Source organism: Nocardiopsis sp. iso_25, from assembly GCF_056173305.1.
The window spans coordinates 3,738,581-3,753,351 of record NZ_CM149667.1 but is presented as its reverse complement, the minus strand read 5'-3'; the positions used below and the strand labels follow the sequence as shown (position 1 = coordinate 3,753,351).

Annotated in this window: 11 protein-coding genes; 10 read left to right on the top strand and 1 reads right to left on the bottom strand. The window is 73.9% G+C overall.

The features are described 5' to 3' along the window. The first annotated feature begins 85 nt into the window (after positions 1-85). From AC0VX6_RS16300 to AC0VX6_RS16255, 10 genes are all read left to right on the top strand, one after another. The gene (locus AC0VX6_RS16300) at positions 86-1,159 is read left to right on the top strand and encodes a LacI family DNA-binding transcriptional regulator (RefSeq protein WP_274973551.1); all 1,074 of its coding nucleotides are present in this window, start codon (positions 86-88) and stop codon (positions 1,157-1,159) included. 12 nt (positions 1,160-1,171) lie between these two features. Continuing rightward, positions 1,172-2,794: an FAD-dependent oxidoreductase gene (locus AC0VX6_RS16295; RefSeq protein ID WP_475465022.1), complete on the top strand. Its 1,623-nt coding sequence runs from the start codon at positions 1,172-1,174 to the stop codon at positions 2,792-2,794. A gap of 133 nt (positions 2,795-2,927) precedes the next feature. Further along, positions 2,928-5,132 carry a hydantoinase/oxoprolinase family protein gene (locus tag AC0VX6_RS16290; RefSeq protein WP_475465020.1) on the top strand — a complete coding sequence of 735 codons (2,205 nt, stop codon included), beginning with the start codon at positions 2,928-2,930 and terminating at the stop codon, positions 5,130-5,132. Then, positions 5,129-6,034, top strand: a complete 906-nt coding sequence (locus AC0VX6_RS16285; protein ID WP_475465019.1) for a hypothetical protein — start codon at positions 5,129-5,131, stop codon at positions 6,032-6,034. Before AC0VX6_RS16290 ends, AC0VX6_RS16285 begins: the two co-directional genes overlap by 4 nt. Further along, complete coding sequence (locus tag AC0VX6_RS16280) at positions 6,031-7,374, top strand: transporter (protein WP_274973547.1); 1,344 nt, start codon at positions 6,031-6,033, stop codon at positions 7,372-7,374. Before AC0VX6_RS16285 ends, AC0VX6_RS16280 begins: the two co-directional genes overlap by 4 nt. Positions 7,375-7,680: 306 nt before the next feature. After that, positions 7,681-8,403, top strand: a complete 723-nt coding sequence (locus AC0VX6_RS16275) for a FadR/GntR family transcriptional regulator (RefSeq protein WP_475465018.1) — start codon at positions 7,681-7,683, stop codon at positions 8,401-8,403. Positions 8,404-8,453: 50 nt separating this feature from the next. Further along, on the top strand, positions 8,454-9,350 hold the full coding sequence (locus AC0VX6_RS16270) for an NAD(P)-dependent oxidoreductase (RefSeq protein WP_274973545.1): 897 nt from the start codon (positions 8,454-8,456) through the stop codon (positions 9,348-9,350). Positions 9,351-9,486: 136 nt separating this feature from the next. Next, a complete protein-coding gene (locus AC0VX6_RS16265; protein ID WP_475465017.1) occupies positions 9,487-10,953 on the top strand; it encodes a GntT/GntP/DsdX family permease in 1,467 nt (488 codons plus the stop codon). Positions 10,954-11,021: 68 nt separating this feature from the next. Beyond that, positions 11,022-11,897, top strand: coding sequence for a transketolase (locus AC0VX6_RS16260; RefSeq protein ID WP_475465015.1), 876 nt, complete (start codon positions 11,022-11,024; stop codon positions 11,895-11,897). Continuing rightward, positions 11,894-12,916, top strand: coding sequence for a transketolase family protein (locus AC0VX6_RS16255; RefSeq protein WP_274973542.1), 1,023 nt, complete (start codon positions 11,894-11,896; stop codon positions 12,914-12,916). The genes AC0VX6_RS16260 and AC0VX6_RS16255 overlap by 4 nt, the downstream gene beginning before the upstream one ends. 424 nt (positions 12,917-13,340) lie before the next feature. On the opposite strand, the gene AC0VX6_RS16250 is transcribed toward AC0VX6_RS16255, so the two are convergent. Continuing rightward, positions 13,341-14,627, bottom strand: coding sequence for an HNH endonuclease signature motif containing protein (locus AC0VX6_RS16250; RefSeq protein WP_475469374.1), 1,287 nt, complete (start codon positions 14,625-14,627; stop codon positions 13,341-13,343). Positions 14,628-14,771 lie beyond the last annotated feature (144 nt).

The following is a 14,771-nucleotide window of genomic DNA, read 5'->3' as shown; positions in this document are numbered from 1 at the left end:
CCCGTCATCCCCTTGACATCTGCCGTGGCGCGGCTCACAGTCGTCAACTAATGCGCATTAACACGGCACGCAAGAGGAGAAACAGGTGACGCACGTCAGGAGGGCGGGGCCGCGGCGCCCCCGCCAGTCCGACATCGCGCGGGCGGCGGGGGTCTCCCAGGCCACGGTCTCGCTGGTGCTGCGGGGCACCCCCACCGGGATGTCCCTGGCCCGCGAGACCCGCCAGCGGGTGCTCGACGCCGCCGAGGAGCTGGGCTACGTTCCCGACCCGGTCGCCACCCGGCTGGCCTCGGCCAGCAACGCGATGCTGGGGCTGTACACCTTCAGCGCCACCTTCCCCACCGACGTGGCGCACTCCTACTACCCGGTCCTGGTCGGGGTGGAGGAGGAGGCCGCGGCCCAGGGGCAGGACCTGATCCTGTTCACCGGGTCGGCGCGGGCCGCCGCCAGCGCCGACGACCCGGCCGCGGTGCGGCGGGTGCGGGTGGCCGACGGCTGCCTGTTCTTCGGCCGCCACGTGCCCGACGAGCCCATCCGGCGCCTGGCCGAGGACGGCTTCCCGTTCGTCTACATCGGCCGCCGCGACGAGCCCGGCGTGCCCTACGTGGGCGCCGACTACGTCTCGGCCTCGGCGCAGGTGGTGGCGCGCCTGGCCGGTCTGGGCCACCGCGAACTGCGCTACCTGCGCGAGCACGACCAGGCCCCGGCCTCGACCGACCGCGAGCGGGGCGTGCTGCGCGGCGCCCGCGCGGCCGGGATCGACACCGCGCGCCTGGTGGTGCGCACCGACGGCTCGGACCTGGACGAGCTGCTGGGGCGCTGGTTGGAGGAGGGCGTGACCGCCGTCGTGGTCGAGCAGACCGACACCGGCGCCGCACTGGACGGCCTGGCCGCCGCCGTGGACCGGGCCGGTCTGCGCTGTCCCGGCGACCTCTCCCTGGCCCTGCTGGGCGCGCCGACCGGGAACCGGGGCCGCGCCCCGGGCGGCGGCGCGGCCTACGGCGGCTTCGACGCGCCCCTGCGCGCGATGGGCCGCGACGCGGTCCGCCTGCTGCTGGAACTGATCGCGGGCGCCCACGGGGAGACCCCCCGGCGCCTGCTGCCCTGCGAGCCGGTGGAGGGCGGCACCCTCGCCGCGCCCCGGACACGACACACCTGAGAAAGGCTCCAGATGAGCGAGACCAGCACGGAGATCCTCGTCGTCGGCGGGGGACTGGGCGGTGTGGCCGCGGCCCTGGCCGCCACCGACTCCGGCCGCCGCGTGGTGCTGACCGAGGAGACCGACTGGATCGGCGGGCAGCTCACCGCGCAGGCGGTGCCGCCCGACGAGAACCCGTGGATCGAGCGCTTCGGCTCCACCGCCTCCTACCGGCGCCTGCGCGAGGGCATCCGCGACCACTACCGGCGCGCCTACCCGCTGCGGGCCGAGGCAGCCTCCTCGCTCACCCTCAACCCCGGCGCGGGCCGGGTCAGCAAGCTGTGCCACGAGCCCCGCGTGGCCCTGGCGGTGCTGGAGGAGATGGTGGGCCCGCACCGCGCGGCCGGTCGCCTGACCGTCCTGCTGCGCCACCGGCCGGTGGCCGCCCACACCGACGGCGACCGGGTGAGCGCGGTGGAGCTGGAGGACGAGCGGGGGCGCCGCCGCACGGTGAGCGCCGCCTACGTCCTGGACGCCACCGAGAACGGCGACCTGCTGCCGATGGCGGGCCTGGACCACGTCACCGGCGCCGAGGCGCGCTCCGAGCACGGCGAGCCGCACGCGCCCGAGACGGCCGACCCGACCAACCTCCAGGGCATCACCTACTGCTTCGCCATGTCGCACCACGACGGCGAGGACCACACCATCGAGCGCCCGGCGATGTACGACTTCTGGCGCTCCTACACGCCCGAGTTCTGGCCGGGGCCGCTGCTGGGCTTCTCGGCCCCCGACCCGCGCACGCTGGAGCCGGTGGCGCGCACGTTCGTGCCCAACCCCGACACCGACCCGCTGGCGGTGGCCGCCGACCAGAGCGCGGACGCGGGCGACAAGGAGCTGTGGTGTTTCCGGCGCATCCTGGCCCGGCGCATGCACCTGCCCGGCGCCTTCGACTCCGACATCACCCTGGCCAACTGGCCGCTCAACGACTACTGGCTCAAGCCCGCCCTGGAGATCGAGGGGCTGGTGGACGCGCAGACGGTCCGCGAGGCCCACGAGGAGGCCCGCCAGTTGTCGCTGTCGGTGCTGTACTGGCTCCAGACCGAGGCGCCCCGCGCCGACGGCGGCACCGGCTTCCCCGGGCTCAGGCCGCGGCCCGACGTGACCGGCACGCAGACGGGCCTGGCCAAGGCCGCCTACGTGCGCGAGTCCCGGCGCATCAGGGCGGTCACCACCGTCACCGAGCACGACGTGTCCCTGGACCTGCTGGGCCCGCACGGCATCGTGCGCCGCCACGACTCGGTGGGCGTGGGCAGCTACCGCATCGACCTGCACCCCTCCACGGGCGGCGACAACTACGTGGACGTGGCCAGCGTCCCGTTCGAGATCCCGCTGGGGGCCCTGCTGCCCGAGCGGGAGACCAACCTGCTGCCCGCCGCCAAGAACGTCGGCACCACCCACATCACCAACGGCTGCTTCCGGCTGCACCCGGTGGAGTGGAACATCGGCGAGGCCGCCGGGCGGCTGGCCGCCTTCGCCCTGGAGCACGGCACCACGCCGCACGCCGTGCGCGCCAAGGACGAGCTGCTGGAGGCCTTCACCGCCGTGCTGGACCGCACCGGCGTCGAGCGCCACTGGCCCGACGTGCGCGGCTACTGACCCCTCCCGCACCTGGGGACGGACGCCGTGCTCCTTCGGGCCTCCGCTTCTGCCCGTGTTCGGGCGCCCGCCCCCGACCTGCACCCTCGCAGTCCCACTCCCCACCGCCCGACTCCCCACAGAAGGGGTGACCATGAGCGACGCGACCCCGATCCCGTCCCCGGGCCCCGGTTCCGGCCCCGGTCCCGTGCGCATCGGCATCGACGTCGGCGGGACCTTCACCGACGCCGTGGCCGTCAGCGCCACCACCTATGCCTTGCTGGGCCAGGTCAAGGTGCCCACCAGCCACGACCACGCCGACGGGGTGGCCCACGGCATCATGACCGCGCTGGAACGCCTGCTCGGCGACATCGGCGTGCGCGCCGAGGACGTGGGCTTCCTCGCCCACGGCACCACCCAGGCCACCAACGCCCTGCTGGAGGGCGACGTGGCCACCATCGGCATCGTCGGCGTCGGCAGCGGGTACGACGCCTTCGCCACCCGCAGGCTGCGCTCCCTGGGCAAGCTGAGACTGGACTCGGGTCACCCGCTGCCCGTGCGCTACGCCGCGCTGCGCGAACCCGACCGGGAGGGCGCGGCCCTGGCCAGCGTGGACCAGGTGGTCGCCGAGGGCGCCGAGGTCGTCGTCGCCGTCGAACCCTTCAGCGTGGACGACCCGCGCGGCGAGCTGGCCGTGCTGGAGGCCGCCCGCGCCCGGGGCGTCCCCGTCACCGCCACCCACGAGATCACCCAGCTCTACGGCCTGGGCAAACGCGCCCGCACCGCCGCGCTCAACGCGGGGGTCATGCCCCGCATGCTCCAGACCGCCGACCTGGTCGAGCGCAGCATCCACAAGGCCGGGGTCACCGCCCCGCTCATGGTCATGCGCTGCGACGGCGGCGTGATGTCGCTGCCCGAGATGCGCCACCGGCCGCTGCTCACCGTGCTCTCCGGTCCCGCCGCGGGTGTGGCGGGCGCCCTGATGGGCGAGAAGGTCAGCGAGGGCGTGTTCCTGGAGACCGGCGGCACCTCCACCGACATCAGCGTCATCCGGCGCGGGCGGGTGCAGATCCGCCACGCCCGCCTGGGCGGCAGGGAGACCTACCTGTCGGCGCTGGACGTGCGCACCGTCGGCATCGGCGGCGGCTCCCTGGTCCGGGTCGGCGGGGGCGAGGGCCCCGGCCGGGCGAGCCTGACCGACGTGGGACCGCGCAGCGCCCACATCGCCGGGCTGCCCTACGCCTGCTTCGCCGACCCGGCCGAGCTGGAGGGCGCCCGCCTGGTGCGGATCAGCCCCATGGCCTCCGACCCGGGCGACCACGCCGTCCTGGAGAGCGGCGGGCGGCGCTTCGCCCTGACTGTGACCTGCGCCGCCAACGCCGCCGGGCTCGTCCCCGAGGGCGATTACGCCCGCGCCGACGCCCGTGCGGCCCGCGCCGCTCTCGCCCCGCTGGCCGGGGCCCTGGGCGTGGAGGTGGAGGAGGCCGCCCGCGTGGTGCTGCACAAGGCCACCGAGCGCGTGGCCGCGGTCGTGGACGAGATGGTGGGCGACTACGGCCTGGACCGGCAGGTGTGCGCCCTGGTCGGCGGTGGCGGCGGGGCGGCCACCGTCACCCCCTACCTGGGTCGGCGCACCGGGCTGGACGCGCGTATCGCCGCGCACAGCGAGGTCATCAGTCCCCTGGGCGTGGCGCTGGCGCTGGTGCGCGAGTCGGTGGAGCGCATCATCCCCGGCGCGACCCACGCCGACGTGCTCGCGGTGCGCGCCGAGGCCGAGCAGGCGGTGCTGCGCCAGGGCGCGGACCCGGCGGGGATCGAGGTGGACGTCACCGTGGACCCCCAGCGCAACCTGGTGGCGGCCGTGGCCACGGGCGCCACCGAACTGCGCACCAAGGACCGCACCGCCGCCACCGACGCCGAGGCCGGGGCGCGGGCCGCCGCGGCGGCCAGTCTGGGAGCCCGACCGGCCGAACTGACCGAGTACGCGGCCAACGGCCAGTACCGGGTGTTCGGGCTGGTGCGCAGGCCCGGCGGGCGGCTGGGGCGCTTCGCCCGCGAACGCACCCACGTCCGCGTGGTGGACGCCGAAGGGGTGGTGCGCCTGCACAGCGCCGACGCCCTGGTGGACACGCTGGTGGCCGCCGAGGCCGAGGGGCGGCTCAAGGACCTGGTGGCCGAGCGCACCGCCTACGGCGACGGCGGGGCGCTGCCCCCGGCGGTGTGGTTGCTGCTGGGCCCCAAGTTCGCCGACCTGTCGGGGGTGCTGGACCCGGGGCACCTGGTCGCGCTGGCCTCGGCGGAGATCGCCCGCCGCGCCCCCGACGAGACGGTCGTCGCGGTCATGGAGAAGCGGCGGTGAGCGCGCACACGCCGCCGCGCGCGGCCCACGAACCGCGTTCCACCGGGTCCGGCCCACCGGAATGCCCCGGCAGCGCCGAGCACGCGTCCCGGCGCGATGCGCCGGGACGCGCGGGCCGACCGAAGCCCCCGTGGCACACGGAGCGCCCGGACCGGCGGGAGACGGGGGAACGGGCGCAGGCGCCCGGCGGGCACAGCAGCGGCGTAGCCCCCGGGCTGGCCGAGGAGTACGCGCGCATCGGCGCCGCCTCCGACGAGGAGCTGGCCGCCGACCTGCTCGCGCTGACCGCCACCCACGAGGGCCGCGACCGCGACCTGCTGCTGTTCTGGGCCGCCACGGCGCTGCGCTTCGGTGAGCGCATGGCCGAGGAGGACGCCGCCAGGGCCGGAGCGGACGTGGACACCGGGGGCACGGAAGCGGTGGAGGACGCCGGGAACGCCGTGCGTGTGGAGGAGCGGGCCGTCGGCGGGCTGCGTCCGGGCGAGGTCCTGCTCGCCGAGTACCTGCACCGCGCCTGCGGCGACCGGGTGGTCGTCTACGCCGACGCCCTCGACCACGCCCACCGCGTGGCCCGCGACGCCGGGTGGGGGCGCGACCTCACCCGCGCGGCCCTGCGCGAGACCGCTCTGGCCCACGAGCACGCCCACCGGATGCTGCACGAGGGGCGGGGCCGCGCGCTGCGGCGCGAACTCGACCACGTCCTGGTGCGCCTGGGGCCGCTGCGCCTGCGCGGACACGTGGTCGGCGCCGACGAGATCGCCGCGCACGCCTACGCCCGCCGCCGCGCGGGACTGGGCCGCAGTCCGATCGCGCTCACCGCGGCCATCGCCGCCACCCTTGCCCACCGGGGTACGGGCCACGACCGGCCCGCCCCGCGAACCTCCCCCGGAGAACGCCCGTGACCGCCTTCGCAATCCTCCTCGCCATGGCGGTGGGCGTCGGCCTGATGCTGACGCGCCGCCTGCCCACCGCCTTCGCCCTGGTCCTGCTCTCCGTCGCGATCGCGCTCATCGCGGGCGCGCCCCTGACGGGGGAGGAGGGCAGCGTCACCGGGACGGTCATCCAGGAGGGTGCGCCGCGCCTGGCCGCGACCATGATCGCCATCCTCCTGGGCAGCTGGCTGGGCACGCTGATGTCCGAGGCGGGGATCGCCTCCACTCTGGTGCGCAAGATCGTGGAGTTCGGCGGTGAACGCCCCTCGCTGGTCGCGGTCGGCGTCTTCGTCGTCGCGATCCTGTGCGGCAGCATCACCGGTTCGGCGCCCGCGGCCATGCTCGCCGGTGTGGTGGGCATCCCCGCGATGATCGCGGTGGGGGTCACCCCCACCGTCGCGGCCGGGACCGTGCTGGTGGGCATCGCCGCCGGACTGCCCCTGGAGCTGATCAACTGGCAGTTCCTGTCCGACGCCATCGGGGTGCCGGTCTCCACCGTCCAGCACTTCCAGCTGCGCCTGTTCCCGATCGCGCTGGCGGGCGGGCTGGCCTACATCCTCATCGAGATGCGCCGCAAGGGAGCCCGGCACACCTGGGCGGTGCGGGTCCCGGCCGGGGCCGGGGGCAGCGGTTCCGGGGGCGCCGGGACGAGGCCGCCGAGCCGCCGTCAGCGGGCCGCCGAGCGGCGCAGGCGCCGCGGGGACGCGCCCTGGTACGCGCTGGTCACACCGCTGGTGCCGATCGTGCTGGCGCTGGGGCTGCACGTGCCCATCGTGCCCTCGCTGCTGGCCGGTGTGGTCTTCGCGCTGTTGACGGCCGTGCCGTGGCGGGAGATGTCCTCCACCGCGCTGCGCACGCTCTACCGGGCCTTCGACGTGGCCGCGCCGCCCATCGTGCTGTTCATCGCGATCGGCATGCTGCTGGCGGCGGTGAACCTGCCCGGGGCCGTCTCGGCGCTCACGCCGGTGGTGACCGCGATCAGCCCCGGCAGCCCGTGGCTGTTCGTGCTGGTCTTCGCCGTGCTGGTGCCGCTGGCCCTGTACCGGGGGCCGATGAACATCTTCGGCCTGGGCGCGGGTGTGGCCGGTGTGCTCATCTCCGGCGGCATCTACCCGGCTCCGGCGGTGCTGGGGCTGATGGCCTCCTACGGCCAGGTGCTGGGGGTGTCGGACCCCACCAGCACGCAGACGGTGTGGAGCGCGCAGTACGCGGGGGTGCGCCCGGAGCGGTCGATGCTCTCGACGCTGCCCTACACGTGGGTGATCGCCGTCGCCGGTCTGGTGCTGACGGTGTTCCTGTACCTGGTGTGAGGTCGGTGGGGCCGGGCGCGAGCCGGGCCCGAGGGGGCGGCGGGGGTCCTTCGGGGCTCCCCGCCGCGGTGTGTGCGGGGCTCGTCCAGGGCGGCACCGGGGGTGTGGACACCCGTGGCGGGGGAGGCGTCCCGGCCCCGGATCCGGGCGGGCGCCGGCCCTTCGCGGTGGTACGGCATCGGCCCTTCGGGGCGGTACGACACCGGGCCTTCACACGGCGGAAATATTGGCCTTACCAATCCATTGACGCCCGCGACCTGCGACTTGTACGCTTCCTCACATTGGTCAGGCCAATCAGGAGGTGCGGTGGACACGAACTTCGACGCCCTGGTCGAGGCGCTGGCGCCGGAGGCGAAGGCCGCCGGCGCCGAGTCGCGCCTGATGACGGAACGGGAGCTGGCCGAACGGCTGGGCACGAGCCGGGCCACCGTCCGGGAGAACCTCGGCAGCCTGGAGATGCTCGGCATGGTGCGCCGCACCCAGGGGGCGGGGACGTTCTTCACCAAGCCCGACGCCTCCTTCGTCCAGTTCCTGTTCGGCCTCATGTCCAAGTTCGGCCACATCGACGACGACAGCGTCGAACGCGCCCGGGAGATGATGGAGGTCGCCGTGGTCCAGGAGGCCGCCGACCGCGCCGACGAGGAGGACGTGCGCGTGCTGCGCGGCCACGTCGAGGACATGGTCCGGGCCACCGCCGCGGGCGACGCCGAGGCCGGGCACGAGGCCGACTACGCCTTCCACAAGAAGCTGTTCCAGATCGCCGACAACCCGGTGATCGAGTTCTTCGTCGACGGCATGAGCCTGGCGCTCAAGGACGTCCTCGCCCACAAGCGGGCCCTGGCCCTGGACATCGAGGCCCGCGCCGCCGAAGGCGACCCCGGGGGGCCCCGCAGGACGGACACCGTCCACACGCCCATCGTCGACGCCGTCGAGGCGCACGACCGCAGCGCCGCCGCGGCCGCGATGGTGGAGCACTTCACCCTGTGGCGCCGCATCACCGAGGGAGCCGCGCCCGCCGACGGGCGCTAGCCGGACACCGCCCGGCCCGAGACACCCCCCGCGGGGGAGAAGGAAGACACATGGACACCACACCAGTTCCACAGCCGTGCCCGAAAACGGCCGTGATGTTCGTCGGCGTCGGCGCCATCGGTCTGCCCATGGCCCTGCAGGTCGCCGCGGCCGGGCACACCGTGGTCGGCGTGGACCCCTCGCCGCACCGCCGCGAGCAGGCCCGCGGCCAGGGCCTGCGCACCCAGCCCGACACCGCCGGAATCGGTGAGGCCGACGTCGTCATCGTCATGGTCGCCACCCCCGACCAGCTGCGCGCCGCGGTCACCGCCCCGGGCGGCGCACTGGAGGCCATGCGCGCCGACTCGGTGCTCGTGGTCATGAGCACCGTCGGACCCGGCCCCGTGCGCGAGGTCGCCGACCTCGCGCGCGAGCGCGGGGTGCGGCTGCTGGACGTGCCGGTCACCGGAGGGGTGGCCGGGGCCCGGCGCGCGGCCCTGACCCTGTTCGCCTCCGGCGACCCCGAGGCCCTCCGCAGGTGCGGGCCCGTGCTGGAGGCGATGGGCACGGTGCGCGACTGCGGCGACCAGCCCGGCCGCGGACAGTCCTACAAGGTCGTCAACCAGCTCCTGTGCTCGGTGCACATCGCCGCCGCGGCCGAGTCGCTGGCCCTGGCCGAACGCCTCGGGCTCGACCCCGCCGACGTGCTGGAGGCCGTCTCCGGCGGCGCCGGGGGCTCCTGGATGCTCGGCGACCGCGGCCCGCGCATGCTGCCCGACGGCCCCGACGAGATCACCAGCACCATCGGGATCTTCGTCAAGGACTCCGGGCTCGTCGCCGACACCGCCGAGGAGGCCGGGTTCTCCGCCCCGCTGCTCCTGGCCGCCCGCGACGCCTACACCAGGGCCGCCGAGGCCGGTCTGACCGACCACGACGACTCCCAGGTCATCCGGGTCTACCGGGACTGACCCCGCCGGGCCCCTGCCCGGCCCCCACCGCCCCCCGTCCCCGCGCGGCGCCGACGGTCCCCTCAGCATGCCCGGAAAACGTCTTCCGGAGCTGTGCGCGGGACCCGCGCCGCCACGACAGAGAGAACCCGAGTCCATGGACGCCCTCGTACTCGCAGTGATCGCCCTGGGGGCGATCGGCGCGCTGCTCGTCCTCATCATCCGCTTCAACGTCCCCGCCTTCGTCGCCCTCCTGCTGGTCAGCGTCGGCACCGCCCTGGCCACGGGCATGCCCTTCGAGGACGTGGTGCCCACCATCGTGGAAGGACTGGGCGGCACCCTGGGCAACGTGGCCCTCCTGGTGGGGCTGGGCGCGATGCTCGGCGCCATCGTCGAGCACTCCGGCGGCGCGGACGCGCTCTCCGAGCGCTTCAGCGCGCTGCTCGGCCCGGCCAGGGTGGGCGTGGCGCTGCTGATCGCCTCGTCGGTGATCGCGGTCCCGATCTTCTTCGACGTCGCCTTCATCGTCCTGGTCCCGATCATCTACGCCTTCTCGCGGGCGGCCCGCCTGCCCTCGCCCATGCGCATCGGCCTGCCCATCGCCGGGCTGATGCTCTTCATCCACGTGGTGCTGCCGCCCCACCCCGGCATCGTCGGCAGCTCCGTGCTCACCGGCGCCGACATGGGCCTGGTCACCCTCCTGGGCGCCGCGCTCATCCTTCCGGTGGGCGTGGTCGCCCACTACACGGCGAAGCTGCTCAACCGGCGCGCGTACGCCATGCTGCCCTCCACAGCCGAACTGTACGAGCAGAACACCGGCGAGCCCGGAACCGGGGGTACGGGCGGCGGCACCGGGATTCCGGGTGACACGGGTGACGCGGGCGGTACCGGCGGGACGGACGGCGCGGGCGCGGCCAAGGTCTCCACCCGCCCCCGGGTGGAGCCGCAGCGCCCGCCCAGCGCCGCCGCCGTGATCACGGTCATCGCCGTCCCCATCCTCATGATCGGGCTCCAGACCGTCGCCGGACTCCTCCTGGAGGAGGGCTCCACGGCCCTGCGCTTCCTGACCATGGTCGGCGCCCCGCCCTTCGCGCTGCTCACCGGCTGCCTGCTGGCCCTGTACCTGCTGGGTGTGCGCCGCGGCTGGTCGATGCGTTCGGTCGGCTCGGTCATGGACGCCGCGCTCGCCCCGGCGGCGGTGGTCGTGTTCGTGACCGGCGCGGGCGGCGCGTTCGCCGGGGTGCTCACCGCCAGCGGCATCGGCGAGGTGCTCTCCGAGAGCATGCTCGGCCTGGGACTGCCCCTGCTGCTCCTGGCCTTCTGCCTGGCCGCGCTGCTGCGGGCGGCCCAGGGCTCGGCCACCGTCTCGGCCCTGACCACCTCCGGGCTCCTGGCCGAGGCCATCGCCTCGGGCGGGTACAGCGGCCTGGAGATCGCCCTGATCAACCTCGCCATCGGCTGCGGCGCCATCTGCCTGTCCCACGTCAACGACTCGGGCTTCTGGATCGTCTCGCGCTACCTGGGCCTGTCGGTGCGCGACGCCCTGCGCACCTGGAGCGTGCTCGTCACGGTCCTGGGAGCGAGCGGGTTCGCCCTCGTCGGCCTCACCTGGGCGCTGGTCTGAACCCCGCGTCCCGGACGGGACGCGTCGCCCCCCGCACCCACACCCTTCACACACCGAGGAAGGTCACCATGAACCGGACCGCCACCAGACCCGGAGGCGGCGTCGACACCGCCAGGCTGGCGCGGCTGCGCGCCGCCGCCTACCGCATCCGGCTCAACGCCCTCACCCAGGCCCAGGTCCAGGGACAGGGCTACATCGGCCAGGCCCTCGGCTTCGCCGACGTGCTCGCCGCCCTGTACGCCGACCACCTGCGGCTGCGCCCCGAGGAGCCGGAGTGGGAGGGGCGCGACCGCTGCCTGCTCAGCATCGGCCACTACGCCATCGCCCTGTACGCCGCCCTGGCCGAGGCGGGGATCATCCCCGAGGAGGAACTGACCACCTACGCCACCGACGACTCGCGCCTGCCGATGTCGGGCATGGCCACCTACACGCCGGGAATGGAGATCTCCGGCGGCTCCCTGGGCCACGGGCTGGGGATCGCGGTGGGCATCGGCCTGGGACTGCGCCGCAAGGGCAACCCCGCCCGCGTGTACAACCTGCTCTCCGACGGCGAGCTCAGCGAGGGCTCCACGTGGGAGGCGGTCCAGGCCGCGGCCCACCACCGCCTGGACAACGTCACCGCCATCGTGGACATGAACCGCCAGGTGGCCGACGGCCCCGCCCAGGAGGTCATGGGCACCGAACCCGCCGACGAGAAGCTGCGCGTCAGCGGATGGCACACCCTGCGGGTGGACGGCAACGACGTGGCCGCCGTCGCCGCGGCCCTGGACGAGCTGCGCGAGCACCGCGGCTCGCCCACGGCGCTGGTGTGCGACACCAGGATCGGCGCGGGGGTGCCAATGCTGGAGAGCAGGGAGAAACTGCACTTCATGCGGGTGGTCGAGGACGAGTGGCAGACCGCGCGCGAGCAGCTGCGCCAGGGATACGAGGGGTACACGGCATGAGCACCACCAGCGCGAGCACGGTCGGCAGGGAAAGCGGTGGCGGCGGCAGGAAGCTGACGTCGGACGCCATGATCGCCTCGATCGCGGAGGAGGGCGCACGCACCGTCCAGGCGCCCCTGGGGCACGCCCTGGTGCGCGCCGCGCGCGAGGACGAGCGTGTCGTGGGGTTGTCGGCGGACCTGGCCAAGTACACCGACATGCACGTCTTCCGCGACGCCATGCCCGACCGCTTCCACCAGATGGGCATGGCCGAACAGGTGATGATGGGCGCCGCCGCCGGGCTGGCGATGGAGGGGTTCGTGCCCTTCGCCTCCACCTACTCGGTCTTCGCCACCCGCCGCGCCTACGACTTCCTGTGCCTGGACATCGCCGAACCGCGCCTGAACGTCAACGTCGTCGCGGCGCTGCCCGGCCTGACCACCGGTTACGGGCCCAGCCACCAGGCCACCGAGGACATCGCCCTGCTGCGGGGCATCCCCGGCATGGTGATCGTGGACCCGTGCGACTCGGTGGACATCGAGCAGGCGGTCCCGCAGCTGATCGCGCACGAGGGGCCCACCTACACCCGCATCCTGCGCGGCGCGGTGCCCACGGTGCTGGACGAGTACGACTACGAGTTCCGGCTGGGCGAGGCCGCGCTCCTGCGCGGCGGCGACGACGTCCTGTTCGTCTCCTCGGGGATGATGACCGAGCGCGCGCTGCGCGCCGCCGCGGAACTGGAGGCCGACCGGATCGGTGCGGCGGTCCTGCACGTGCCCACCATCAAGCCGCTGGACGTGGAGACGGTCCTGGAGCAGGTGGGCCGGGACCGCAGGGTGTTCGTGCTGGAGAACCACTCGGTCGTGGGCGGGCTGTTCGAGTCGGTGGCCTCCGCGATGGTTCAGCGCGGGGTGGCCCGGCGGATGGAGCACATCGGACTGCCGGACGAGTTCCTGGACGCGGGGGCGCTGCCCACCCTCTACGACCGCTACGGCGTGTCCGTGCCCAGGATCGTGGAGAGGGTGCGCGCCTCGCTGTGACGGATCGGGTCGGTCCGGCCCGGGCGGAATGAGGTGCGAGGTGAGGTGATGGGCGGGCCCCGGCAGGGAGAGGAGAGCCGGGGCCCGTGAAGGTGCGGTGGGGAGGTCTCCGGGGTTCCCCGCCGCACCTGTTCGGGGAGGCGGGGCAGGCGAGGCAGGCGGTCAACGCTTGCCGTTCGGGGATGGTTGCTCGCTCCTGCGTCATCTGCTGCCGCGAAGTGGCGTGGGAGGGCGACGAACGCTTGGTGTTGGTGGGTGGTGGGGCTTTGCTGCGTCGGCACCAAAGGCGGCGGGGCTGGCGGGCCTGGGGCAGCGCGACCGGCCCCTGTGGCGGGGGTGGGCGACGATGGCAGCGACGACGGCTGGCGGCAGGGCCCGGGCCGCTTGTCGGGCGCGGGCATGCCGGGGCCCGGCCCGGCCGGGGTCACTCCCGGGGCGGTGGCACCGCAACCCTGTCGGGCGGATGATCCTGTCCTCGCCGCTGGTGTGTGCGGAGTTCGCGTTGGTACTTGGCCCGGTTATGCGGCCCACACAGCGGTTGCAGGTTCGCCACCACCGTGCGCCCGCCTCGGGAGAACGACTGCACATGATCGGCCTGGCAGAGGGCCACCGGAACTTCGCACCCGCCCGGGTGGGCGCAGGTGGTGTGCCCGTGGAAGGCGGCGGTGCGCTGGCGGGCTGAGGCCAACCGGCGGCTGTGGCCCACATCCAGGACCTGCCCGGTGGGCGGGGCGGTGAGCATCCGCACCACCTCAGAGTCGGCGGCCAACTCGTGCACCACCCCGACCGGAATCACCCGTCCGCGCTCGTCCAGCGCCGGAACTTCCTGGCCCTGGGTGTCCAGGTAGGTCTGCACCGGCACGACGATGCGGATCTGCGCCAGTGGAGCGGGGGCGTTGGCGCATCCGGTGTGGGTGGTGGCAAAGCGCAGCGCCGCGATGAGCGCGTCGTGCTCCCGCTGCGACCGCGACCGCGTGTCCTCGTCCGAGGGTGGGGTGGTGAAGGTGTCGATGGCCGCGCGCACGATCAACGCATCCCCACTGCCGCCCCACGCCTGGAGCTGGTAGCTGCCCTGGAACGTGTCATGCACGACCAGCCCACGCGAGGCGTGAGCGGCTTCGTGGTCGCGGTCCAGGCGGTGGGGGTCCAAACGGTGCGCGACCTGGCGGGCCACTGACTGGAGTTGGTTGACCGACAACGCAGGCCGCTCCACCTTCGCGGCCACCAACGCCGACTCAAACCCGCCCCGATACTCCTGCTCCTCAGGGAAATGCTGAGCGTCGCGGGTCTGGACGGCCTTGTCGGTGACCTTGGCGATCACCACCGCCTCACCCAACCCCACCACGCCCTCAGCCACCGCCTGGGCGGTGGCGGGCAGAGTCTCCTCGTGCACATGCTGGGCCAGCCGCGCCAAATCCTTGGCCTGAGCGGTGGGCAACTTGCCGTGGTGCACCAACCACTTGTCCAACGTGCTGTAGCCGCTGTAGCGGGCCACCGCACCCCGCGCGTACAGGCGCGCCATCCGCGCCAACGCCTGGTACCGGATCTGGTCCAGTTGCGCCCACAGCGCCGCGATCTCCTCAGCGGCGCTCTCGTCCGCCCCGGGCGGCACGTCGGTGTTCAACGTCTGGTCGATGATCTCGCGCGCACCGGCCAGCGCGGCCACGGCCGGGGAACATTCCCCGGGGGCCGTCTCGGGCGCTGCGGTCATCATCTCCATACTTCTTATTATAGGCCGCCGATCGCCCTTTCTCCACCATTCTCGGCATCAATTGCCGACTTTCTTTCTGGAGGATGCTTTTGCCTCATGGGTCGCAATGGTGCCGGATTAAAAGGTGTCCGAAAAGGTGCCTCT